Here is a 23715-nt window from a genome sequence, read left to right as displayed (position 1 = left end):
TATGCGTTCCACCTTCAAGCGCCGCCTCATCGGCGCCGCGACAGCCCTCGCCCTTGCAGGCGCCAGCGTTCCGGCCCAGGCGCAGGACTTCATCAACATCCTGACCGGAGGCACCTCCGGCGTCTACTATCCTCTCGGCGTCGCCATCTCCAAGGTGTTCACCGACAAGATCCAGGGCAGCCGCCCCTCCGTCCAGGCCACGAAGGCCTCGGTCGAGAACCTGACCCTGCTGCAGCAGGGCAAGGGCGAACTCGGCTTCACCCTCGGCGACAGCCTCGCCATGGGCTGGGCCGGCGATCAGGAGGCGGGCTTCCGCTCCAAGCTGGACAAGCTGCGCGGCGTGACCGCGATCTACCCCAACTACATCCAGATCGTGGCCTCCAAGGATTCCGGCATCAAGACCCTCGCCGACCTCAAGGGCAAGCGCCTCTCCGTCGGCGCCCCGAAGTCGGGCACCGAGCTCAACGCCCGGGCGATCCTGCAGGGCGCGGGCCTGTCCTATGACGACCTTGCCAAGGTCGAGTACCTGCCCTTCGGCGAGTCCGTCGAGCTCATGAAGAACCGCCAGCTCGACGCGACCCTGCAGTCGGCCGGCCTCGGCGTCTCCTCGATCCGCGACCTCGCCACCTCGGTGCCGATCCAGGTCGTGGAGATCCCGGCGGACGTCGTGCAGAAGGTCGGAACTCCCTACGTGACGGCGACCATCCCGCCGAACACCTACGAGGGCCAGACCGCCGCGGTGCCGACCGCCGCCGTGGTGAACTACCTCGTGACCCATTCGGGCGTGAAGGACGAGACCGTCTATCAGATGACCAAGTCCATCTTCGAGAGCCTGCCGGAACTGGCCGCCGCCCACGCGGCCGCCCGGGACATCAAGCTCGAGAACGCCCTGTCGGGCATGCCGATCCCGGTGCATCCAGGCGCGCAGCGCTATTTCGACGAGAAGGGCGTGAAGAAGCAGGGCTCGTAACGCTTCAATCCATTTGACAAAACGGCCGGGGCGGGTGAACTGCTCCGGCTTTTTCATGTTCATCTACAAAGCCCGAATGGGAGACTGCACGCCATGAGTCACGGTGTGAACGCGTCTGAAGTCGCAGAGTTGGAAGCGCCGTCGACTCCTGCGAACCCCGAGCACGGCCTGCCCGAGAATTTCGGCGAGGGCATGCTCGGCAAGCTCCTCTTCTGGATCGCGGTCTCGTTCTCGACCTTCCAGATCGTCACGGCTTTCGGCATTCCCCTCGACCGCCCCATCCTGGCCGGCCTCTCGCTGATCACGATCATCGGCGGGGTCTTCGTGCTCTGGGCGGCGTGGCTCATCTTCTCCCGCATGCGGGGGAACGACGTGGTCGACGGAGCCCTGGCCCTCCTGGCGCTCGCCGTCACCTACGGCCTCGTCCTCAAGTTTCCCGGCGGCCTGCCGAGCCAGGTCGTCCGCGCCCTCCATGTGGGCTTCCTCTGCCTGGTCGCGGGCGCCATGCTGGCGAACCACCGGGCCCGGAGCCCCGTGACCTATGCCCTCGGCTGGGTCATCGGCCTCATCGGCTTCGGAATCGGCCTCTATCACTGGGCGCTCTATGACGAACTCGTGATCCGGGCGGGCGAGGTCACGCCGGCCGATCTCGTCGTCGGCATTTCGGCCATCGCGGTCCTGTTCTATCTCGTCTGGCGCGTCATGGGTCCGGCCCTCCCGATCGTGGCGGGGCTGTTCCTGGCCTATTGCCTCTTCGGCAATTACCTGCCGGCGCCCTTCGACCACCGCGGCTATTCGCTGGATCAGGTGATCGAGCACATGTCCTTCGGCACCGAGGGGCTCTACGCCACGCCGACCCTGGTCTCGGCCACCTACATCTTCCTGTTCATCCTGTTCGGGGCCTTCCTCGAGCGCGCGGGCATGATCCAGCTCTTCACGGACGTGGCCATGGGGGCCTTCGGCAGCGCCAAGGGCGGTCCGGCGAAGGTGTCCGTGTTCTCCTCGGCGCTCATGGGCACGATCTCGGGCTCGGGCGTCGCCAACGTGGTCTCGACCGGGCAGTTTACCATCCCGCTCATGAAGCGGTACGGCTATCGTCCGGAATTCGCAGGCGGCGTGGAAGCAACGGCCTCCATGGGCGGCCAGATCATGCCGCCCGTGATGGGCGCCGTGGCCTTCATCATGGCCGAGACCATCGACGTGCCTTACGTCGAGGTGGTCAAGGCGGCGATCATCCCGGCCATCCTCTACTACGCCTCGGCCTTCCTGGCGGTGCATCTCGAGGCCGGAAAGTCCGGGCTGCGGGGTCTGGCCAAGCACGAGCTGCCGAGCGCCATGAAGGCCCTGAAGGAGAAGTGGCACCTCATCCTGCCGCTCGCGGTTCTCGTCTATCTGCTCTTCTCGGGCTACACGCCGCTCTTCGCCGGCTCCATCGGCCTGGCGCTCACGGTGGTGCTCATCCTGGCGGGATCCATGGCTCTCGGAATCCTGAACCAGACCGTCCGCGTCATCTTCTGGATCGGCCTCGGCCTGATCGCCGCCGCGCTGCTGCGGTTCGACATCACCCTGGTTCTGGCCCTCGTGGCGGTTCTGGTCCTGGTCAGCATCTTCATCCGGGGCGGCCCCGAGACGCTGCAGGCCTGCCGCGACGCGCTGGCGGACGGGGCGCGCCAGGCGCTTCCCGTGGGCCTTGCCTGCGCCGTGGTCGGCATCGTGATCGGCACCATGACCCTGACCGGCATCGGAACGATCTTCGGAAACTGGGTGGTCTCCATCGGCCGCGACTCGCTCATCCTGTCGCTGGTGCTGACCATGTTCGTCAGCCTCATCCTCGGCATGGGCATCCCGACGATCCCGAACTACATCATCACCTCGTCGCTGGCCGCGCCCGCGCTGCTGACCCTCGATGTGCCGCTCATCGTCTCGCACATGTTCGTCTTCTACTTCGGCATCATGGCGGACCTCACGCCCCCGGTGGCGCTGGCGGCCTTCGCGGCCGCGCCCATCGCGAAGGCGTCCGGCTTCCGGATCGGCTTCTCGGCCCTGCGCATCGCCCTGCCGGGCTTCGTGATCCCCTATATGGCGGTCTACGATCCGGCGCTGATGATGCAGCAGGCGGGAGGTCTTGAGGGCTGGGCCTTCTGGCTGAAGGTCGCCTACATGGTGGTCAAGGCCGGCCTCGCGGTCCTCCTGTGGGGTGCCGCCTCCGTCGGATACTTCCGCACGACCATGTACTGGTGGGAGAGGGTGATCGCCGTGGCTGCGGCCGGCACCCTTGTCCTGGCCCTGCCCATCACCGACGAGATCGGCTTCGGGCTCGCGGCGATCGTGATCGGCTACCACCTCTGGCGCAGCCGCGGGACCGGTGCCGCGGCCCCTGCGGCACAGCGGTGATCTGCCTCGTCGCAGGCCAGGTGATCGCGCCCCTCATGGCGGGCGCGCTCACCCTGGCCTGGACGCATTCCGTCGAAAAGATCGCCTGGGAGGAGGACTGGCGTTCCGGTCCGGCCGGGCTCGAACTCGTGGAGGCGCGGGTGCGCGGATCGGGCGCGGGCATGGAGCCGCCGCCGGATGCCCGCTTCGACAACGGCGTCTGGAAATGGCGTCCGGCCGTTCCGCCTCAAAAGGAAATCGTCATGCGGCGCTCGGGCGCCACAGCGGATTGGCGGATCTGCATCTCGGGCCAATGCCGGCCGATGGAGGCCTATGTGCCGGCCGGGGCGGACCCGATCGTGATGAAGGTGTGCGACAGGCCTTAGGCGGCTTCGCTGATCGGCTCCACGACGACGCAGCGCCGCCAGAGGATGAGCATGGTGTAGGCGCCGAGGAGGCTGAACAGGACCATCAGGGCGTAACCGACCGTGTCGCCCAGCTCGAACAGGCCCGCGATCGCCCAGCCCGCCGCAACCGCGACGCCGAACACTTCCGTGCCGATCAGGATCAAGAGGCTGATGACGGTAATGAGATTGCGCCAATTGGTGCGGGTCGGCTGTGCCACGGTCGCGTACTCCATTCTTTGACGGAAGGGACTACCCTAAACGCCCCCTTCGGTGCAAGTTTCTCCACCCTCCTCAAACTGTCGCGTCCATGCCCGAAACACCTGTCTTCTCCACCGCCGCGGTTGCCGCACCCCACACCCTCGCCGCCGAGACCGGCCAGACGATCCTCGCCGCCGGCGGAAACGCCGTCGAGGCGATGGTCGCCATGGCGGCCACCATCGCGGTCGTCTATCCGCATATGAACGGATTGGGCGGCGATGGCTTCTGGCTCGTCCGAGAGCCCGGAGGCCGCGTCCATGCCCTGGATGCCTCGGGGCCGGCGGGGGCACTCGCCACGATCAAGCGCTACCGGGACAAGGGCTACGATGCCATTCCCTCGCGCGGCGCCGATTCCGCCCTCACGGTCGCGGGCGCCATCGGCGGCTGGGGCCTGGCGCTCGAGCTCGCCAAGGCCCTGGGCGGCCAGCTGCCTCTCGACCTCCTGCTCGGCGATGCCATCCGCCATGCCCGCGCCGGCTATCCGGTCTCGGGCTCGGAGGCGCGCTTCAAGACCAGCGAGGAGGCCGCGCTCTACGCCGTTCCCGGTTTCGCCGAAGCCTTCCTGACGGAGGGCAAGCGCACCCCTCCGGGCACGCTGCGGCAGGTGCCGCGGCTCGCGGACACGCTGGAGCAGCTCGTCCATGCGGGCCTTGCCGATTTCTACCGGGGCGATATCGGACGGGAGATCGCGGCCGACCTGGAGCGAATCGGCGCACCGATCCTGCGGCGGGATTTCGAGACCTACCGTGCGCGGGTCGTGCAGCCGCTGGAGCTGCGCGTCGGCAATGCGACCGTCTATAATCTCCCGCCGCCCACCCAGGGACTGACCACCCTGCTCATCCTCGGCATGTTCCAGCGCCTCGGCGCCATCCGGGCGGAGACGCCGGAGCACCATCATGCGCTGATCGAGGCGTCGAAGCGCGCCTTCACCATCGGCGAGAACGTGGTGGCGGATCCGATGAACATGATTCACGATCCGTCCGCCTTCCTCACACCTTCGGCGCTGGAGAGGGAGGCCGCGGCCATCGACATGCGCCGGGCCGCGCCCTATCCGCTGCCGCGCTCGCCGGAGGGCGACACGATCTGGATGGGGGCCATCGACAAGGACGGGCTGGCGGTCTCCTACATCCAGTCGGTGTTCTGGGCCTTCGGTTCCGGCTGCGTCCTGCCGGCGACGGGCATTCACTGGCACAACCGGGGCTCGGCCTTCTCCCTCGATCCCGCCAGCCATAACGCGCTCGAACCGGGCCGCAAGCCGTTCCACACCCTCAACCCCCCGATGGCGGCGTTCGACGACGGGCGCGTCCTGTCCTTCGGCACCATGGGCGGCGAGACGCAGCCTCAGATCCTGGCCCAGATCTTCACCCGGTACGTCCTGGGCATGGGGCTCGCCGATGCCGTGGACGCCCCGCGCTGGCTTCTCAACAAGGGCAAGGGGACGTCGCCGGCGATCGTAAGGATGGAGGGGCGTTCCGATTCCGGCCTCATCCGTGCGCTATCGGCCCTCGGTCATGAGATCGACGAGAGCCCCGAGCCCTATACGGACAATTTCGGCCACGGAGGCATGCTGGTGAAGCACCCCCGCAACGGCCGGGTGGAGGCCACCCACGACCCTCGCTCCGACGGCGGAGCGCTGGGGCTTTAGGGGCTCTAGCTCGCGGCGGCTGACGCCCACATGCCGAACAGCAGGCTCATGCCCAGCACGAGCACGAAGGCCGCCGCCAGAAGCTCGATCCCTGCAATGGCGACCGCGCCGGAGAGGCCGCGGCCGCCCGCGACCCTGAGGGCCAGCGCCTTGGCGAAGACCGCCAGGGCGGCAATCGCCCCGGTGGTGAGCGCGGTGCCGAGCGCCATGGCGAAGGTGGCGGCGATGCCGGCGGCGAAGAGGCCCTGGGAGAGGGCGAAGACCAGCACCACGAGAGCCCCCGCGCAGGGCCGGATCCCGGCGGCGAGGGCGACGCCGGCCATGTCCCGCCAGCGGGTCAGGCGGCGCAGCTCCTCCGGCGGCGGCATGTGCACATGGTCGCACCCGTCGGCCTGTGGTCCGGCGAGAGGGTTCTTCGACAGGGCCAGCACGCCCGTCACCTTGCCGGCCTTGCGCCAGGTGATGGCCGCGCCGAGAAGCGCCACGGCGGCGAAGCTCATCAGCTCGACGCCCTTCGTGACCTCGTTCATGGTGGCGGCCGTGGCCCTGAAGACGAGCGCGATCACGCTCACGAGAAGGATGGCGACCAGGGCCTGGACCAGAGCGGCCGCGAGGCTCAGGCCGAAGCCCTTCCGGAGGGCGCGTTCGTCCGCCACCAGATAGGCCGCGATCACTCCCTTGCCGTGTCCGGGGCCCGCTGCATGGAAGACCCCGTAGGCGAAGCCGATGGCCAGGAGCGGCCAGATCGCCGCTCCTTCGCCCTTCAGGGATGCGACCGCCTGCTGCAGGCTTCTGTAGAAGCCGCTCTGAACCTCGAGGATATAGGCGCCGAAGCTGCCCGAGGGCGTGGCTTCGCGCAGGCCCATGCCGAACGGGTTGCGGACGGGTGGCGCCGCTGCGGGCGCCAGCCACCAGGCCAGGATGGCCATGGCGCCGGCGACGATGGCGATGGCTGCCGCCGCAAGGGCGAGGCGCGGCCACAGCCGCGCCCTGTCCGTGGCGGGGAGGGTTGCGGGACTGGCCGTCACGGACATGCGACGATCACCCGGTTGGCGAACTGCACGCCGAAGCTGGAGGCGGCGGTGAGGGTCTCGAAGAAGGATTCCGTGAGGTTCTGCTGCTGGGCGGCCTCGGCGGCCTTGGCCCGGGAGACGTTGGTGGCGCAGCCCTGGGGCGCGCTCGCCAGCTTCACCGCATCATCGCCTTCCGCCAGCGTGAAGGCCACGAAGAAGGTAGGGTCGTAGATCTCCACCGACATGGTCTTGGCGGTCGTCGATGCCTTCAGGGGCAGGAAATAGCTCAGGGTCGCCGCCTCGTCCTGGTAGGTCATGGCATAGTCGCGGGGAGAGGCGAAATCCTGCTTCTTCCCGTTCGCCTTCAGCACGGTGAAATAGTCGAACTCGACCAGGGATTCGGTGTTCTCCTTGGCGAGGTCCCGCAATTCCTCCGCCGTGAGCTTGCCGTCGCCGTTCTTGTCGAGGCCCTGGGTCACATAGGCCGAATAGGCCTTGTCGAAGGTCCAGGCATGGCGGACCCCCGTCACCCTTCCCTCCGGATCGTAGATCACCTCCGCCTTGGCGGTCACCCAAACGTGAGGGTGGGCGAGGGCGGGCGCGGCCCATATTCCGAGAAGGGCGGCGAGAAGCGAAATGGGACCAAGGCGATGTGTCATGCGTTTATCTCTTATGGCAACGCTGTGAGGAGGCACCGAACCGGCCATCCATCGAGTATGACCCATCATGGTTAATGGAGGCAAAAGAGAGGCCCAGTTGATTGACGTTCTAAACTACATATGTCAGCATTACTGACGTAATCACAAAAGAAGACCGGCCAACCGGCAGCGGGGCGAGGGCTCCAAGGAGGATATCGGCAATGGCCGTAGGTCATGTAGCGCTCCGTGACGTTACTCTCGACGACAAGTACGATCTGACGAAGGACCGTGTCTTCATCACGGGAACCCAGGCCGTGATCCGCATGCTGATGATGCAGCATGAGCGGGACAGGCTGGCGGGATTGAACACGGCAGGTTTCGTGTCCGGCTACCGCGGTTCGCCCATCGGCGGGCTCGACCAGAATCTCTGGCGGGCCAGGAAGTGGCTCGACGCCTCCAACATCGTATTCCAGCCGGGCCTCAACGAGGAGCTCGCCGCCACGGCGGTCTGGGGCTCGCAGCAGGCCGAGATCCGCGGCGACGGCAAGTATGACGGCGTCTTCGGCCTCTGGTACGGCAAGGGTCCGGGCGTCGACCGCTCGGGCGACGTGTTCCGCCATGCCAACATGGCCGGCTCCTCGAAGTACGGCGGCGTGCTCGCCCTCATGGGCGACGACCACACGGCGGAATCCTCCACGGTCGCCCACCAGTCCGAGTTCCACTTCGTCGACGTGATGATCCCGATCCTGAACCCGGCAGGCGTTCAGGAAATCCTCGATTACGGCCTCTACGGCTACGCCATGAGCCGCTTCTGCGGCACCTGGGTCGCCTTCAAGTGCGTGAAGGACAACATCGAATCGACGGCCTCGGTCGACGGCTCCCTCGACCGGGTGAAGATCATCATGCCCGATGACTTCGTCATGCCGCCCGGCGGCCTCAACATCCGCCCGCGCGACGGCGTGCTCGACCAGGAGGCGCGACTCCAGGACTACAAGCGCGACGCCATGATGGCGTTCGTGCGCGCCAACAACCTCAACCGGATCGTGCTTTCCGGCGGGCGCAGCCCGAAGATCGGCGTCATCACGGTCGGCAAGTCCTATCTCGACGTGCGCCAGGCGATGGACGAGCTCGGCCTCGACGAGGTCAAGGCCAACGACATGGGGCTTCGCCTCTACAAGGTCGCCTGCCCCTGGCCGCTCTCGCAGCGCGAGCTCCTGCAGTTCGCCGACGGCCTCGACCTCATCATCGTGGTCGAGGAGAAGCGCTCCCTCATCGAGGTGCAGGTGCGCGAGGAGCTCTACGGCACGGCGAACCAGCCGCTCTGCATCGGCAAGAAGGACGAGCAGGGCAACTGGCTCTTCCCGGTCAAGGGCGCGCTCGATCCCAACGACATCGCCATCGTCATCGGCGAGCGGCTTCTGAAGTACCACAACAACGACGATCTGCGCGGACGCGTCGCACGCCTGCGCCATGCGCAGGAGGTGCTCGCCATCACCAGCGACGTGGCGACCCGCGTGCCGCATTTCTGCTCCGGCTGCCCGCACAACACCTCCACCAAGGTGCCCGAGGGCATGCGCGCCTATGCGGGCATCGGCTGCCATTACATGGTCCAGTGGATGGACCGCTCCACCGACGGCTTCACGCAGATGGGCGGCGAGGGCGCGAACTGGATCGGCGAGGCGCCGTTCTCCAAGCGCGGCCACGTGTTCCAGAATCTCGGCGACGGCACCTACAACCATTCCGGCGTTCTGGCCCTGCGCTGGTCCATCGCGACCAAGACCAACGTCACCTACAAGATCCTCTACAACGACGCCGTCGCCATGACCGGCGGTCAGAAGCACGAGGGCGGCCTCACGGTCGACATGATCGCCCGGCAGGTGCGGGAGGAGGGCGTGGAGCGCATCGCCCTCGTCACCGACGAGCCGGACAAGTATCCGAAGTCGATCCGCTGGCCGTCCGGCATGACGATCCACCATCGCGACGACCTGGACGCGGTGCAGCGCGAGCTCGCCGAGATCCCCGGCGTCACGGTCATGATCTACGACCAGACCTGCGCCTCCGAGAAGCGCCGCCGCCGCAAGCGCGGCGAATTCCCGGATCCGGACAAGCGCGTCATCATCAACGATCTCGTCTGCGAGGCCTGCGGCGATTGCTCAGTGCAGTCGAACTGCGTCGCGGTGCAGCCGGTCCAGACCGAGTTCGGCCGCAAGCGGCAGATCGACCAGTCGAACTGCAACAAGGACTTCTCCTGCGTGAAGGGCTTCTGCCCGTCCTTCGTGACGGTGCACGGCGCCAAGATCAAGAAGGCCGTTCCCGAGACGGTCTCGACCGACGGCATGTCGTTCAAGCCGCTGCCCGATCCGGTGATCCCGGCCATCGACCGCACCTTCAACGTGATCGTCACGGGCGTAGGCGGAACGGGCGTCGTGACCATCGGGGCGATTCTCGGCATGGCCGCCCATCTCGAGGGCAAGGGCCTCGGCATGATCGACATGGCGGGCCTCGCCCAGAAGGGCGGCGCGGTCTACAGCCACGTGCGCCTCGCCAACTCGCAGGACGACATCCATTCCATCCGCGTCACCGCGGAGGCGGCCCATCTCGTGCTCGGCTGCGATTTCGTCGTGACCGGCACCAAGAAGGTTCTGGCCTCGGTGAAGAAGGGGCAGACGGCCCTCGTGGTGAACACGGCCGAGGTGATGCCGGGCGAGTTCACCCGCAACGCCGATTTCTCGCTGCCCACCGAGCGTCTGCGGCGCGCGATCACCTCCGCAGCGGGGCCCGAGGGCGTCGCCTTCGTCGATGCGACGGCGATTGCCACGGCGCTTCTCGGCAATGCCATCGCGGCCAATATGTTCACGCTCGGCTACGCCTATCAGACCGGCCATGTGCCGCTGACGGCGGCGGCCATCGAAAAGGCCATCGAGCTGAACGGCGAGGCGGTGAAGATGAACCTCTCCGCCTTCAACTGGGGCCGGCGCGCCGCCGCCGAGCCCGAGGTGGTGGCAAGGCTCATGAACGAGCTGAAGGCGCCGGGCGACGAGTTCACGCTCTCCCAGACCCTGGACGAGGTGATCGACCGCCGCACCGCCTTCCTCGAAGGCTACCAGAGCAAGGCCTATGCCCGGCGCTACCGCAACTTCGTCGAGAAGGTGCGTGCGGTCGAGGCGAAGGTCGTTCCGAACGCCACCGCGCTGACCGAGGCGGTGGCCCGTTCGCTGTTCAAGCTCATGTCCTACAAGGACGAGTACGAGGTGGCGCGCCTCTACACGGACGGCCATTTCGAGCGTCAGGTCGCCTCCGCGTTCGAGGGTGAGAACCTCACTTACGAATTCCACCTCGCGCCGCCGCTCTTCGCCCGCAAGGACCCGGTCACCGGCGTTCCGCGCAAGATGAGCTTCGGTCCGTGGATGATGAAGGCCTTCCGGGCGCTCGCGCCGCTGAAGGTCCTGCGCGGCACGCCGCTCGACGTGTTCGGCTACACCCACGAGCGGCGGACCGAGCGCCAGCTGATCCGCGACTTCGAGGCCCTGATCCAGGAGATCCTGGGCAAGCTGACCCCGGAGAACCACGCGACCGCCGTCGGCCTCGCCAACATCCCGCAGAAGATCCGCGGCTTCGGCCACATTAAGGAGCGGAACCTGAAGACGGCAAAGGCCGAGGAGGCGGAACTCCTCGCCCGCTTCCGTCAGCCGGAGCAGCCGCTCCCGATCGCGGCGGAGTAAGTTGCCCACCGTCGTTCCGGAGCCGCATCGCGGCTTCCGGAACGGCCGCCGTGACTAGTCCAGCGGCCAGTCGATGGGCTCCAGCCCCTTTTGCGCGAGCCAGGCATTGGCGCGGCTGAAGGGCCGCGTGCCCCTGAAATCCCGCAGCCGGTTGAGCGGGGAGGGGTGGCCCGCCTCGATCACGAGGTGCTTGTCCCCGTCGATGAGAGAGGCCCGCTTGCGCGCCGGGCCTCCCCAGAGCAGGAAAGCCACGGCCGGCTGGTTGTCGGACACGGCCGTGACCGCCTGATCGACCAGATCCGACCATCCGAATCTCAGATGCGCCCCCGCCTTTCCGGCTTCCACCGTCAGGGCCGTGTTGAGCAGGAGGACGCCCTGCTTCGCCCAGTGGGTGAGATCCCCGGCCTTCGGCATGGGCTGGGCCAGATCCTCGGCCATCTCGGCCAGGATCGTGCGCAGGGAGGCGGGCAGACGCCGCGAGCCGCGATAGGAAAAGGCGAGGCCGTGAGCGTCGCCCGGCGTAGGGTAGGGGTCCTGGCCCAGGATCACCGCCTTCACCTCCTCCAGGGGCGTCAGCGTCAGGGCATTGAAGACGGCCTCGGGCGGAGGCAGTACCTCGGCTCCGCCCGCGATGGCGTCGTCGACCCGGGCGGCGACCCGCTCCGCAGCGCCGGACGAAAAGAAGGGGAGCCGGCGCCACGCCGCGGTCCTGCCATCGGCGCGAAAGGCCTCGAGAGCCTTGGTGACGGGGCCTGTCATGGGAGCGGTCGCCTTTTCGAAAACGGTGAATTCATGCGCTGGCTAACGGAATGCTTTCCGCGGCTAAGGATCGGTTTTCGGGCGGCGCCGCGACCACCCGAAAACAGGGGCGGTCAAGGCACCGATCCCGTGGCCGGAGGGCGTCGACAGGATGTTACTTCTGTGACACGTTGATGGTCTAGGTTCACCCTTTCCAGATGTGAACCAATCTGATGCGAGGATATTCGACCATGCTGCAAAGCCGCCCCTTCGCCCTGTGGCGCGCCGGCTTCCTGGGCCTCTCCCTGATGATCTCGGGCTCGGCGCTGGCGCAGGAAGCCGTGACGATCCGGTTCGTCCAGACCAACGACATCGATCGCATGGGCCCGGAAAAGGGCCGCGGCGGCTTCGCCCGACTGGCCACGGTGGTGAAGGAGGAGCGCGCCAAGGGCAATGCCTTCTTCCTCCATGCGGGCGACACCATCTCGCCCTCGCTCCTGTCCGGGTTCGACAAGGGCGCCCACGTCATCGACATCCTCAACAAGATCGGCGTCGACGCCATGACGCCGGGCAATCACGAATTCGATCTCGGGCCCGACGCCTTCCGGGCCCGCATGGCCGAGGCGAAGTTCGACGTTCTGGCGACGAACATCATCGACGGCAACGGCCTGCCGAACAACACCAAGCCCGATAAGATCGTGGACGTGCAGGGGGTCAAGGTCGGCTTCTTCGGTCTGACGACCGAGGACACGCCCATCGCCTCCAGCCCCGGCGACATCAAGTTCCGCTCCACCATCGACACGGCCCGGGCTAAGGCCAAGGAGCTGCGCGAGAAGGGCGCCGACATCGTCGTCGCCATCGCCCACACGCCTCTCGAAGTGGACATGATCATCGCCCGCTCGGCCGGCGTGGACGTGATCATCGGTGGTCACGACGAGCACCTCCTCGCCTTCTACGACGGCAAGGTGGCTCTCACGGAGGCCGAGTCCCAGGCCAATTTCGTCGTCGTCACCGAACTCTCGGTGAAGAAGGCCGAGAAGGACGGCAAGACCACCGTCTCCTGGTCGCCCAACTTCCGCATCGTCGACACCGCGACCGTCAAGCCGGATCCGGAGATCGAGGCGGTGGTGAAGGGCTACGAGGACAAGCTCTCCAAGGAGCTCGATGTGGAGATCGGGGTGACCGAAACCCCGCTCGACAGCCGCCGGGCGACGGTTCGCGGCGGCGAGGCCGCCATCGGCAATCTCGTCGCCGATGCCATGAGGGCGGCCGTCGGCGCCGACGTGGCCATCACCAATGGCGGCGGCCTGCGCGCGGACAAGCAGTATCAGGCCGGCCAGAAGCTCACCCGCCGCGACCTGCTCTCCGAAATGCCCTTCGGCAACACGACCGTGCTCCTGGAGGTGACGGGCGAGCAGCTCAAGGCGGCGCTGGAGAACGGCGTCAGCCAGGTGCGCGAGCTGGGCGGCCGCTTCCCGCAGGTCTCCGGGCTCACCGCCGAGGTCGATCCGAAGGAGCCCGTCGGCAGCCGCGTGAAGTCGGTCAAGGTCAATGGTCAGCCTCTCGACCCGGCCAAGACCTACAAACTCGCCACCAACGACTTCATGGCCCGCGGCGGCGACGGCTACAAGGCGTTCGCCGAAGCCAAGCCGCTGATCGACGCCTCGGCCAGCCAGCTCATGGCGAGCCAGGTGATCGATTACGTCGCGAAGGCCGGAAAGGTGGCGCCCAAGGTCGAGGGACGCGTCGTCCTGCGCTGAGCCACCGTCATGCCTGCCAGGGCTCGCCCTGAGCCCCGGCGCCTCGCGGCGCACCTTTGGTCCAATGTGACTCTGGGGCGCATCGAGTTCGAAACCCGGAAAGGATATGCCCCGGACCGGGTCCGGCTCGCCCAAAGCCTCTCCCGATCCCGGCTTCATACATTCATGGATAATCTCTGCCGTCCCTGATCGGGCGGCATGGCTCCGAGAACCCAGAGCGACCTCCCTTTGCAGGCCACAACGCGTCCGGTTCCCTCAGATTTCGTGAAGAAGCGGCAGCGCCGGTCGGCTTCGCGCGGCCGGTTTTCCGTCATCCTGGGCCTGTTCGGCGTCGCATTCATCTTCCTCACCTTCGGCTACATCGCCTGGGAGCAGCGCAGCCGCCTGCTGCAGCGCCATGAGGAGGATACGAGGAGCAACGCCTTCTTCCTGGCGGACCACGCCGCGCGCCTCTTCGAAGTCACCGATCTGACCCTCAAGCAGACGGCAGCCCTGGTCGAGGACGAGAGCTGGTACACCATCGAGCCTTCGCGGAGGCTGTGGGAGCAGATCCGGGCGATCAAGGAAGCGCTCCCCTACATCGACAACATCTGGCTGAACGACGCGACCGGACGGTTGCGGATGACGTCGGCGCAGTTCCCGACGCCGGAATCCAACGTGGCGGACCGGGATGCGTTCTACGCCCAGTACGCCACGGACAAGGGACTGTTCGTGGGCGAGCCGATCATCGGGCGGGTCACGAAGGAGCCGACCTTCATGGTCAGCCGCCGCCTGCAATACCCGGCGGGCTCCTTCCGCGGCATCGTGTCGGTGACGGTGTCCCTGTCCTATTTCAGCAATTACTGGGGAACTCTGCGCCTGCCGAAGGGAAGCCGGATCACCCTGCTGCGCGGCGACGATTCGAAGGTTCTCGCCCAGTTCCCGGCCCCTAAGGATCTGGCATTCGTCGCCAGCGACAGGGAGGCATTCGAGAACGCGCTCGTCCGCAACAGCCGTGCGGGCACCTACACCTTCCTCAGCGAGGGGAGGGAGCGCATCGGCTCCTATCACCGGGTCGGGGATCTTCCGCTCTACATCCGGGTCAGCATTCCACAGGACGCCTACTGGGCGCCCTGGATCGCGCAGACGCGCCTTTACGGCGCCTTCGCGCTGATCGCCCTCCTGGCGCTTCTGGCGCTGACGGCCCTTGCCTCGCAGCAGTTCCGGGAGCAGGCGGCGAGCGCCGCCTTTCTGGAAAAGGAGGTGGCGGAGCGGACCCGGGACCTCCAGTCGGAGACCAACGCGCTCGAAATCCTCAACCGGACCGGTGCGGCCCTGTCGGCCGAGCTCGACCTCGACCGCGTGGTGCAGAGCATCACGGATGCGGGCGTGGTGCTGACCGGCGCCCAGTTCGGGGCGCTGTTCTACAACGTGGTCGATCCGGGCAACGACCGATATACGCTCTACGCCCTCTCCGGCGCGCCGCGCGAGAAGTTCTCGCAGTTTCCCATGCCGCGCAACACCAAGGTCTTCGGGCCCACCTTCGAAGGGTCCGGCATCGTGCGGTCCGACGACATCACGACGGATCCCCGCTACGGCCAGAACGAACCTCACAAGGGAATGCCCGAGGGGCATCTGCCGGTCAGGAGCTACCTCGCCATTCCGGTGGTCTCGCGCACGGGCGAGGTCTATGGCGGCCTCTTCTTCGGGCACGAGAAGCCGGGCGTCTTCACGGAGCGCGCCGAGCGTCTCATGGTGGGCCTTGCGGCCCAGGCCGCCATCGCCATCGACAACGGCCGCCTGTACCAGGCGGCGCAGCATGAGATCGAGGAGCGCAAGCAGGCCCAGACGCAGCAATCCCTTCTCATCCGCGAACTGCATCACCGGGTGAAGAACACCCTCGCGACCGTTCAGGCCGTGGTCGGCGCCACCGCCCGCTCGACCTCCAACATCGACGAGTTCTACGAGGCCTTCGTCGGCCGCATCATTTCCCTCGCCAACACCCATTCCCTCCTCACCGAGGCGGTGTGGCAGACCGCGTCCCTGCGGGAGATCCTTGAAAAGGAGCTCAGCCCCTACCGGCACGATTCGGGCGAACGCATCGTCCTGGAGGGGCCTGCCGTCGAGCTGCCGTCCGAGGCGGCCGTGCCCATCGGCATGGCGATTCACGAACTGACCACGAACGCCGCGAAATACGGCGCCCTGTCAGTGAGTTCCGGGCGCGTCACGGTGCGCTGGACGTCGGAGCCGCAGGCGGAGGGCGTGCGGTTGAAGCTCTGCTGGACCGAGAGCGGCGGTCCTCCCGTCCAGCCGCCGAAGCGCCAGGGTTTCGGCTCGCGTCTGCTGCACCGGGTGCTCACGACGCAGCTCAATGCCAAGGTCGATATGGAATTCGAGCAGGCCGGGCTGCGGGTGTCCATCGACACCATCCTCAAGGAAGCGACCCTTCTCGATCCGGCCGCGTGACGCCCGAAGATTTCCCATTGCCGTGACACGCCATCACGTTGGCGGAAACAAGCGAAACGATTATCTAGAAATCCTGCAATGAGCGCCGCCGGGTGTCCGGCCCGGCCAAGGGGTGTCCGATGAACGAAACAGTGAAGCTGGCCGATCTCCGGCAGGGCGTGCGCCCGGTGGATCATCCCACCGTCAAAACGGGGCGGGTCGGCGTGCTGCTTCTCAATCTCGGGACGCCCGAGGGGACCAGCTACTGGCCCATGCGGCGCTACCTGAAGGAGTTCCTCTCGGACCGGCGCGTCATCGAAACCCCGCGCCTCCTGTGGTGGCCGATCCTGAACCTGATCATCCTGACGAAGCGCCCCGGCCCCAAGGGCCGCGACTACGCGTCGATCTGGAACAACGAGCGCAACGAAGGCCCCCTCAAGACGATCACCCGAGGCCAAGCCGAGCAGCTCGCGGAGCATCTCAAGGGCATCGCCGGCGACAAGATCACGGTCGACTGGGCCATGCGCTACGGCAAGCCGGAGGTGCGCGAGCGCATTCAGGCCCTGCTCGACCAGGGCTGCGACCGCATTCTCCTCGTGCCGCTCTACCCGCAATACTCGGCCGCCACCTCGGCGACCGCCTGCGATCAGGCCTTCCGGGCCCTGATGGAGATGCGCTGGCAGCCGACCATCCGCGTCTCGCCGCCCTACTACGACGACCCGGTCTATATCGACGCGGTGGTCTCCTCGATGAAGCGGGATCTGGCGAAGCTGCCCTTCGAGCCGGAGGTGATCCTGGTCTCCTTCCACGGCGTGCCGAAGGAGTACCTGCTCAAGGGCGACCCCTACCACTGCCACTGCGTGAAGACCTGGCGCCTGATGCGCGAGGCTTTCGGCTGGCCGGCGGACAAGTTCCGCATGAGCTTCCAGTCCCGCTTCGGCACGGCCGAATGGCTGCAGCCCTACACCGACAAGACCGTGCAGGCGCTGGCCGAGAGCGGCGTGAAGCGCATGGCCATCGTGGCCCCCGGCTTCTCGGCCGACTGCCTGGAAACCCTGGAGGAGCTCGACGGCGAGAACCGCGAGATCTTCATGCATCACGGCGGTGAGGAATTCGCCTATCTGCCCTGCCTCAACGACAGCGAGGACGGGATGCGGGTGATCCGACACGTTGTGGAGCGGGAGCTGCAGGGCTGGCTCTAGCCCTAGGCGTCGCCGCGGCTTTCGGATAAATCTGGGCTTCGCGCAACAGGGTGGCGTTGCCCGGAGGCCTCATGCCGTTTGGTTTCGATCTTTTCGTGGTGGCCTTCGTGATCGTGGTGATCGTGACGGTCGCCATGGGTGTGAGGACCGTGCCGCAGGGCTATGCCTATACGGTCGAGCGGTTCGGGCGCTACTCGCGAACCCTCGGTCCCGGTCTCGGCCTGATCCTTCCCTATGTCGAGCAGATCGGCAAAAAGGTGAACGTCATGGAGCAGGTGCTCGACGTTCCGAGCCAGGAGGCCTTCACCCGCGACAATGCGGGCGTCACCATCGACGCGGTGGCGTTCTTCCAGGTGCTGGATGCCGCCCGCGCATCCTACGAGGTTTCGAACCTCAATCAGGCTCTCCTCACGCTGACCATGACCAATATCCGCACGGTGGTCGGCTCCATGGACCTCGACGAGCTTCTGTCCCACCGGGACGAGATCAACGAGCGCCTCCTGCGCGTCGTCGATGCAGCCGCGTCGCCCTGGGGCGCCAAGGTCACCCGGGTCGAGATCAAGGACATCGTCCCGCCGGCGGATCTGGCCGGTGCCATGGCGCGGCAGATGAAGGCGGAGCGCGAAAAACGCGCCGCCGTGCTGGAAGCCGAGGGGCTTCGTCAGGCCGAGATCCTGCGTGCCGAGGGTGAGAAGCAGTCCCAGATCCTGTCCGCCGAGGGGCGCAAGGAGGCGGCCTTCCGGGACGCCGAGGCTCGGGAGCGTCTGGCCGAAGCCGAGGCCAGGGCGACCGCGATGGTGAGCGAGGCCATCACCCGGGGCGACCTGGCGGCCGCCAACTTCATCGTGGCGGAGAAATACATCGACGCGATCCGCGCCCTGGCCTCGGCGCCGAACCAGAAGGTGGTGATCGTTCCCATAGAGGCCGCAGGCCTTGCCGGAACGCTCGGAGGCATTGCGGAGCTCACCAGATCGGTCTTCGGCGAGGGAGCGGCCTCCCCGAAACAACCGCGTAGCGTCCCGAGCGTCGCCGGCCCGTCGGAGCGCCCATGATCGCGGATGCCGTCGCCGGGCTCGGAGCCTGGATCTGGATCATTCTCGGGCTCGTCCTGATCGGCCTCGAGCTCCTGCTGCCGGCCAGCTTCTTTATCTGGCTCGGCCTTGCAGCCATCCTGACCGGGCTGCTCGATGCCGCCCTGTCCCTCTCCTGGCAGGCTTGCGCGCTGGTCTTTGCGGCCCTGTCCCTGGCGGCCGCCATCCTGGGGCGGATGATCATGCGTCCCGGCACTCAGCCCGACACGCAGGCGGACCGGCTCAACCAGCGGGGGCAGTCCCTCGTGGGGCAGGTCTTTACGCTGGAGACGCCGATCAAGGGCGGGGAGGGGCGCATCAGGGTCGGCGACAGTTCCTGGCGCGTTACCGGCGCTGACCGGTTCGCGGGCGCAAGGGTGCGCGTCGTCCGGATCGAGGGGACGACCCTCGTGGTGGACGATCCCTGATTGCAGCCGTCTTGAACACATGGTCGGGAAATTGCGAGACCCGGCGCAAGGGCTTGTATGTTCTTCGAAAATCGTCCCGGTTCGATGACCTTGCGTAACATCCCTTTAAGAATACTGGTCTAGTTCGGCCCACCAGCGGGATGCGCCGTCTTTCGCGGTACAAGGCATCTCATATGGGTGGGCGTAAAACATGAAATTTCTCCGGAATCTCTCGATTCGAACCAAACTCATCGGCGCCTTCGCGTTCCTGGCCCTGCTTCTTGCAGGGCTCGGCGGCCTCGGCCTGCGCGGGCTCCACCAGATCAACAAGCAGACGCACGAGATCGCCGACAACTGGCTCGTGGCCGTGCGGGAAATCGGTGCCCTCAACAACGAGGTGACGAAATTCCGCACGCTCATCCTCAGGCACGTGATCGCCTCGGCCGACGAGGCGACGGCGATCGAGGGGCAGATCGATGAAGGCCTCAAGACGATTGCGGAGGCAGAACGCGCCTACTCCAAAACCGTCGTTCAGGACGAGGACCGGAAGCAGGTCGAGCAGTTCGACGCCTTGTGGCAGGCCTACGTGAAGGAAGCCAAGGCGATCCTCGCCCTTTCCAGCAACGGCGAGACCGTCGCGGCGCGCGAGCTCATCTCCGGGAAGGCTGTCCCGCTGGCCCAGCAGATCGACGAGGTTCTGACCAGGCTCGTGAAGTGGAACAGCAGCGAGGCCGATGAAGCCCGGCAGAACGCAGCCAATGTCTATTCCTCGACCTGGAACCTGACGATCGGCGTTCTTGCCGCGGGCCTGGCGCTCACCGTCGCCCTTGCATTCCTGATCGTGCGCTCCGTGTCGAGCGGGATCTCGTCGGTTGTGGCGCCGATGCGGGCTCTGGCGGCGGGGGATCTGAGCACGGCTGTGCCGCACCGCGGCGAGCGCAACGAGATCGGCACCATTGCGGATGCGGTCCAGGTGTTCAAGGAGGCGATGATCGCCAAGCGCGAGGCCGACGAGGCGGCGGCGCTCGAAGCCGATGCCAAGATGCGCCGGGCGCAGCGCCTGGACGAGCTCACCAAGCGCTTCGAGGCCAATGTCTCCGCCCTGACGCAAGGGCTTGCCTCCGCCGCCACCGAGATGGAGGTGACCGCCCAGGGCATGACCGGCATCGCCGACCAGACCACCCGCCAGTCCGTGAGCGTGGCCTCGGCCGCCGAGCAGACCTCAGCCAACGTGCAGACGGTGGCGGCCGCCACCGAGGAGATGTCGATCTCGATCCGCGAGATCGCCGCCCAAGTGAACCAGTCGTCGCAGATCGCCGAGCGGGCGGTGCAGGGGGCGCAGCGCACCAATGCCACGGTTCAGGCCCTGGCCGGGACCGCCGAGAAGATCGGCAACGTGATCGCGCTCATCAACACCATTGCGGGCCAGACCAACCTGCTGGCGCTCAACGCCACCATTGAGGCGGCCCGCGCGGGCGAAGCCGGCAAGGGCTTTGCCGTGGTGGCGAGCGAGGTCAAGGAGCTGGCGACCCAGACCTCGAAGGCGACGGACGAGATCGGCAGCCAGATCGCCAGCGTCCAGCAGGCGACCCAGGAGGTGGTGGCGGCGATCCACGAGATCGCGCAGACCATCGGGGAGATGTCGCAGATCTCCACCACCATCGCGGCCGCGATGGAGGAGCAGGGGGCGGCGACGCAGGAGATCTCCCGCAATGTGCAGGAGGCGGCCCGCGGCACCGAGGCGGTGACGGGCAATATCGGCGAGGTGCGTCAGGGTGCGGGCGAGACCGGGGCCGCCGCATCCCAGGTTCTGGGAGCGGCGCAGGAACTGGCGCGCCACTCCGAGGAACTCGGCCACGAGGTCGCCAGCTTCCTCGCCGGCGTCAAGGCCGCCTGAACCCCACCAATCAGGCATGAAACGCGAGCGGCCGCCGGAGACACCCTCCGGCGGCCGCTCGTATTCCGGAGGCGGGGTTTCTTACGCCGCCCCGGCGCGCAGAAGGTCGAGATAGTGCACGAGGCCGATGGGCCGCCGGTTCTCGACCACGATCAGGGCGGTGATCTTCGAGGTTTCCTGGATTTCGAGCGCCGTCGCGACGAGTTCGTCCGGTGCGATGGTGCGCGGCGTGCGGGTCATGATGTCGGAGACGGGGAGCGTCCGCAGGTCGGGGCGCAGGTTGCGGCGCAGGTCGCCGTCCGTGACGATGCCGGCGAGGGTTCCGTCGGCATTGACGACGATCACCGAGCCGAAGCCTTTCCGGCCGATCTCGTCGATGGCCTCGTCCATGCGCGCGTCGATCCCGACGATCGGCAGGCGCTCGTTCTTGTGCATGATGTCGCGGACGAGCTTGAGCCGCGCCCCGAGCTTGCCGCCCGGATGGAAGACCCGGAAATGCTCCGCCGTGAAGCCCCGCTTCTCCAGAAGCGCGATGGCAAGGGCGTCGCCCAGGGCCAGCTGCATGGTGGTGGAGGTGGTGGGCGCCAGCCCGTTGGGGCAGGCCTCCTTCGCCTTGGGCAGGGTCAGGCACAGGTCGGCCGCATGGCCCAGGGTCGAATCGGCGTTCGACGTCAGGGCGATGAGGGGCACCCGGAAGCGCTTGGCATAGCCGATGAGGTCGGCGAGCTCCGCGGTCTCGCCCGACCAGGACAGGGCGATGATCACGTCGTCCGGCTGGACCATGCCGAGGTCCCCGTGGCTGGCTTCGGCCGGATGGACATAGTGCGAGGGGGTGCCGGTGGAGGCGAGGGTGGCCGCGATCTTGCGGGCCACATGGCCCGACTTGCCCATTCCGGAGACGATGATCCGGCCCGGGGCCGCGGCGATCCGGTCGACGGCGGCCGTGAAGACGGGCCCGAGGCCGTCGCCGATGGCGGCCATCAGGATGGTCAGCCCGTCCCGCTCGGTGGCGAGGGTCCGCAGGGCCGATGAGACGGCCTGGTCGGGGGAGGGGTTCGTCGGTTGTGCAAGTGCCATGGCCGCCCTCTAGCACAGAGCGGCGGCCACGCGGAACCCGGAAAACCGGCTTACTTCTGTCGCAGGAACGCCTCGAGCTCCTGGCGGAAGGCGGGGCCGAGGTCCTCGCGCTCCAGGGCATAGGCCACGTTCGCCATCAGGAAGCCCACCTTCGAGCCGGTGTCGTAGGTGCGGCCCTGGTACTTCATGCCGTAGAATTTCTGGTCCTTCATCAGGCGGATCATGGAATCCGTGAGCTGGATCTCGTTGCCGGCGCCGCGCTGCTGGTTGGACAAAAGATCGAAGATCTCGGGCTGGAGGATGTAGCGGCCGGAGATGATGTAGTTGGAGGGCGCGGTGCCCTTCGGGGGCTTTTCCACCATGCCGGTGATCTCGAAGGTCTGGCCGAATTCCTCGCCCACGGACACGATGCCGTATTGATGGGTCTGGTCCTCGGGGACCTCCTCGACCGCGATGACGTTGCCGCCATGCCTGTCGTAGGCGGCGATCATCTGTTCCATGGAGCCCCGGCTCAGCATGTCGGGGAGGAGAACCGCGAAGGGCTCGTCGCCCACGAGATCCCGGGCGCACCAGACCGCGTGGCCGAGCCCGAGGGGCTCCTGCTGGCGGGTGAAGCTGGTCTGGCCCGCCTGCGGCTGGTCCCTCATCAGGGATTCGAGCTCCTTCGTCTTGTTCCGCTCCGCCAGGGTGCGGTTCAATTCGTAGGCGATGTCGAAATGGTCCTCGATCACCGCCTTGTTGCGGCCGGTGACGAAGATGAAATGCTCGATTCCGGCGGCACGGGCCTCGTCCACCACATGCTGGACCACGGGACGGTCGACGACGCAGAGCATCTCCTTGGGAACGGCCTTGGTGGCCGGAAGAAACCGGGTCCCGAGACCGGCGACAGGAAGGACTGCTTTGCGGATGCGCTTCATTGAGGGAGCCATGGTGAGCAGGAACTTTGGATACTGAAGGAAGGTGGGGATGCAGAAACTGTCAAGGTTCGATCTCTATAACGCTCGAAGGCCGGCCTTGTTGCATTGCATCAGTCTCAACCTAGCGGGTATGGACCTGAATTGAAGCTGAAGCGTTGTGGTTAGCTGCTCGGAAGCGGCGGTTCAGGAGGACATGGGAAATGGCGGTACTGGTGACGGGTGGGGCTGGCTATATCGGCAGCCATATGGTTCTCGAACTCCTCGATGCCGGCGAGAAGGTGGTCGTCCTCGACGATCTGTCCACCGGGTTCCGCTGGTCGGTCCCGCCCGAGGCGACCCTGGTCGTAGGGGATGTGGGCGATCAGGCTCTCGTCTCCCGCATCGTCGACGAGCACGGGATCGAGAGCATCCTTCATTTCGCGGCCAAGATCGTCGTGCCGGAATCGGTTGCGGATCCGCTGACCTACTACCTGAACAATACCGTCAAATCCCGGGCCCTGATCGAGGCCGCGGTCACGACCGGTGTGAAGAACTTCATCTTCTCCTCCACGGCCGCCGTCTACGGCAACGCGGAGGCCGAGCTTCTGTCGGAGGACGTGCCCGTCTCCCCCATCAATCCCTACGGGCGCACGAAGCTGATGACCGAATGGATGCTGGAGGATGCTTCCCGGGCCCATGGCCTGCGCTATGCGGTCCTGCGCTACTTCAACGTGGCCGGCGCCGACCCGAAGGGCCGCTCGGGCCAGTCCACGCCCCAGGCCACGCACCTGATCAAGGTGGCGGCTCAGGCGGCCCTGGGCCAGCGCCCCCATCTCGAGGTGTTCGGGACGGATTACGACACGAAGGACGGCACCTGCGTGCGGGACTACATCCAGGTCACCGATCTCGCCCGCGCCCATCTGGCGGCCCTGCGTCATATCCGCCACGGCGGCGACTGCATCACCATGAATTGCGGCTACGGCCACGGCGCCTCCGTCCTCGACGTGATCAACGTGGTCAAGAAGGTCTCAGGAAGCGATTTCGAGGTCCGCTACAGCCCGCGCCGCCCGGGCGATCCCGCGGCCCTCGTGGCCAAGGTGAGCCGGATCCGCAGCCTCGGCTGGGAGCCGCAGCACGACGATCTCGAGGAAATCGTGGATCAGGCCCTGCGCTGGGAGCGGTCCCTGGCGGAACGGAAAGCCGCATAGACCCCCTCTA

18 protein-coding genes are annotated in these 23715 nt (G+C 66.8%); 12 read left to right on the top strand and 6 right to left on the bottom strand.

The genetic code is table 11. The features are described 5' to 3' along the window. The first annotated feature begins 1 nt into the window (after window position 1). The 3 genes from ACFOYU_RS22230 to ACFOYU_RS22220 all read left to right on the top strand — a co-directional run bounded on the left by ACFOYU_RS22230 (window position 2) and on the right by ACFOYU_RS22220 (window position 3729). Window positions 2–970: a TAXI family TRAP transporter solute-binding subunit gene (locus tag ACFOYU_RS22230; protein ID WP_226742327.1), complete on the top strand. Its 969-nt coding sequence runs from the start codon at window positions 2–4 to the stop codon at window positions 968–970. A gap of 93 nt (window positions 971–1063) precedes the next feature. Then, complete coding sequence (locus tag ACFOYU_RS22225) at window positions 1064–3364, top strand: TRAP transporter permease (RefSeq protein ID WP_377035264.1); 2301 nt, start codon at window positions 1064–1066, stop codon at window positions 3362–3364. Window positions 3365–3384: 20 nt separating this feature from the next. Beyond that, window positions 3385–3729: a DUF1850 domain-containing protein gene (locus ACFOYU_RS22220; RefSeq protein WP_226742325.1), complete on the top strand. Its 345-nt coding sequence runs from the start codon at window positions 3385–3387 to the stop codon at window positions 3727–3729. On the opposite strand, the gene ACFOYU_RS22215 is transcribed toward ACFOYU_RS22220, so the two are convergent. Beyond that, window positions 3726–3983, bottom strand: coding sequence for a hypothetical protein (locus ACFOYU_RS22215; RefSeq protein WP_226742324.1), 258 nt, complete (start codon window positions 3981–3983; stop codon window positions 3726–3728). The genes ACFOYU_RS22220 and ACFOYU_RS22215 overlap by 4 nt on opposite strands. Before the next feature lie 74 nt (window positions 3984–4057). Here ACFOYU_RS22215 and ACFOYU_RS22210 point away from each other — a divergent pair, with 74 nt between their 5' ends. Then, a complete protein-coding gene (locus tag ACFOYU_RS22210; protein ID WP_377035263.1) occupies window positions 4058–5653 on the top strand; it encodes a gamma-glutamyltransferase family protein in 1596 nt (531 codons plus the stop codon). A 5-nt stretch (window positions 5654–5658) separates the two neighbouring features. On the opposite strand, the gene ACFOYU_RS22205 is transcribed toward ACFOYU_RS22210, so the two are convergent. Together ACFOYU_RS22205 and ACFOYU_RS22200 are read right to left on the bottom strand one after the other, a co-directional pair. Next, window positions 5659–6687, bottom strand: a complete 1029-nt coding sequence (locus tag ACFOYU_RS22205; protein WP_377035262.1) for a nickel/cobalt transporter — start codon at window positions 6685–6687, stop codon at window positions 5659–5661. Further along, window positions 6678–7325, bottom strand: a complete 648-nt coding sequence (locus ACFOYU_RS22200; protein WP_226742321.1) for a DUF1007 family protein — start codon at window positions 7323–7325, stop codon at window positions 6678–6680. The genes ACFOYU_RS22205 and ACFOYU_RS22200 overlap by 10 nt, the downstream gene beginning before the upstream one ends. A gap of 200 nt (window positions 7326–7525) precedes the next feature. Here ACFOYU_RS22200 and ACFOYU_RS22195 point away from each other — a divergent pair, with 200 nt between their 5' ends. Next, a complete protein-coding gene (locus tag ACFOYU_RS22195; RefSeq protein ID WP_377035261.1) occupies window positions 7526–11026 on the top strand; it encodes an indolepyruvate ferredoxin oxidoreductase family protein in 3501 nt (1166 codons plus the stop codon). Window positions 11027–11080: 54 nt separating this feature from the next. Here ACFOYU_RS22195 and ung read toward each other — a convergent pair whose 3' ends face one another. Beyond that, window positions 11081–11785, bottom strand: coding sequence for a uracil-DNA glycosylase (ung, locus tag ACFOYU_RS22190; RefSeq protein WP_377035260.1), 705 nt, complete (start codon window positions 11783–11785; stop codon window positions 11081–11083). A 230-nt stretch (window positions 11786–12015) separates the two neighbouring features. Here ung and ACFOYU_RS22185 point away from each other — a divergent pair, with 230 nt between their 5' ends. From ACFOYU_RS22185 to ACFOYU_RS22160, 6 genes are all read left to right on the top strand, one after another. Then, on the top strand, window positions 12016–13524 hold the full coding sequence (locus ACFOYU_RS22185; protein WP_226742318.1) for a bifunctional UDP-sugar hydrolase/5'-nucleotidase: 1509 nt from the start codon (window positions 12016–12018) through the stop codon (window positions 13522–13524). A gap of 264 nt (window positions 13525–13788) precedes the next feature. Beyond that, a complete protein-coding gene (locus ACFOYU_RS22180) occupies window positions 13789–15969 on the top strand; it encodes a sensor histidine kinase (protein WP_377035259.1) in 2181 nt (726 codons plus the stop codon). A gap of 119 nt (window positions 15970–16088) precedes the next feature. Continuing rightward, complete coding sequence (gene hemH / locus ACFOYU_RS22175) at window positions 16089–17150, top strand: ferrochelatase (protein ID WP_377035258.1); 1062 nt, start codon at window positions 16089–16091, stop codon at window positions 17148–17150. 71 nt (window positions 17151–17221) lie between these two features. Beyond that, complete coding sequence (locus ACFOYU_RS22170) at window positions 17222–18202, top strand: SPFH domain-containing protein (protein ID WP_377035257.1); 981 nt, start codon at window positions 17222–17224, stop codon at window positions 18200–18202. Next, window positions 18199–18648 carry an NfeD family protein gene (locus tag ACFOYU_RS22165; protein ID WP_226742314.1) on the top strand — a complete coding sequence of 150 codons (450 nt, stop codon included), beginning with the start codon at window positions 18199–18201 and terminating at the stop codon, window positions 18646–18648. Before ACFOYU_RS22170 ends, ACFOYU_RS22165 begins: the two co-directional genes overlap by 4 nt. Before the next feature lie 190 nt (window positions 18649–18838). Beyond that, window positions 18839–20524, top strand: coding sequence for a methyl-accepting chemotaxis protein (locus tag ACFOYU_RS22160; RefSeq protein WP_377035256.1), 1686 nt, complete (start codon window positions 18839–18841; stop codon window positions 20522–20524). A gap of 81 nt (window positions 20525–20605) precedes the next feature. Here ACFOYU_RS22160 and ACFOYU_RS22155 read toward each other — a convergent pair whose 3' ends face one another. Continuing rightward, window positions 20606–21601, bottom strand: a complete 996-nt coding sequence (locus tag ACFOYU_RS22155) for an SIS domain-containing protein (protein ID WP_226742312.1) — start codon at window positions 21599–21601, stop codon at window positions 20606–20608. Window positions 21602–21651: 50 nt separating this feature from the next. Then, the gene (gene galU / locus ACFOYU_RS22150; protein WP_377035255.1) at window positions 21652–22518 is read right to left on the bottom strand and encodes a UTP--glucose-1-phosphate uridylyltransferase GalU; all 867 of its coding nucleotides are present in this window, start codon (window positions 22516–22518) and stop codon (window positions 21652–21654) included. Window positions 22519–22718: 200 nt separating this feature from the next. Here galU and galE point away from each other — a divergent pair, with 200 nt between their 5' ends. After that, a complete protein-coding gene (gene galE, locus ACFOYU_RS22145) occupies window positions 22719–23705 on the top strand; it encodes a UDP-glucose 4-epimerase GalE (protein ID WP_226742310.1) in 987 nt (328 codons plus the stop codon). Window positions 23706–23715: the final 10 nt, after the last annotated feature.

Source organism: Microvirga sp. GCM10011540, assembly GCF_042650665.1.
Classification (GTDB): domain Bacteria; phylum Pseudomonadota; class Alphaproteobacteria; order Rhizobiales; family Beijerinckiaceae; genus Microvirga; species Microvirga lenta.
This window is presented reverse-complemented; position numbering and strand designations above follow the sequence as displayed.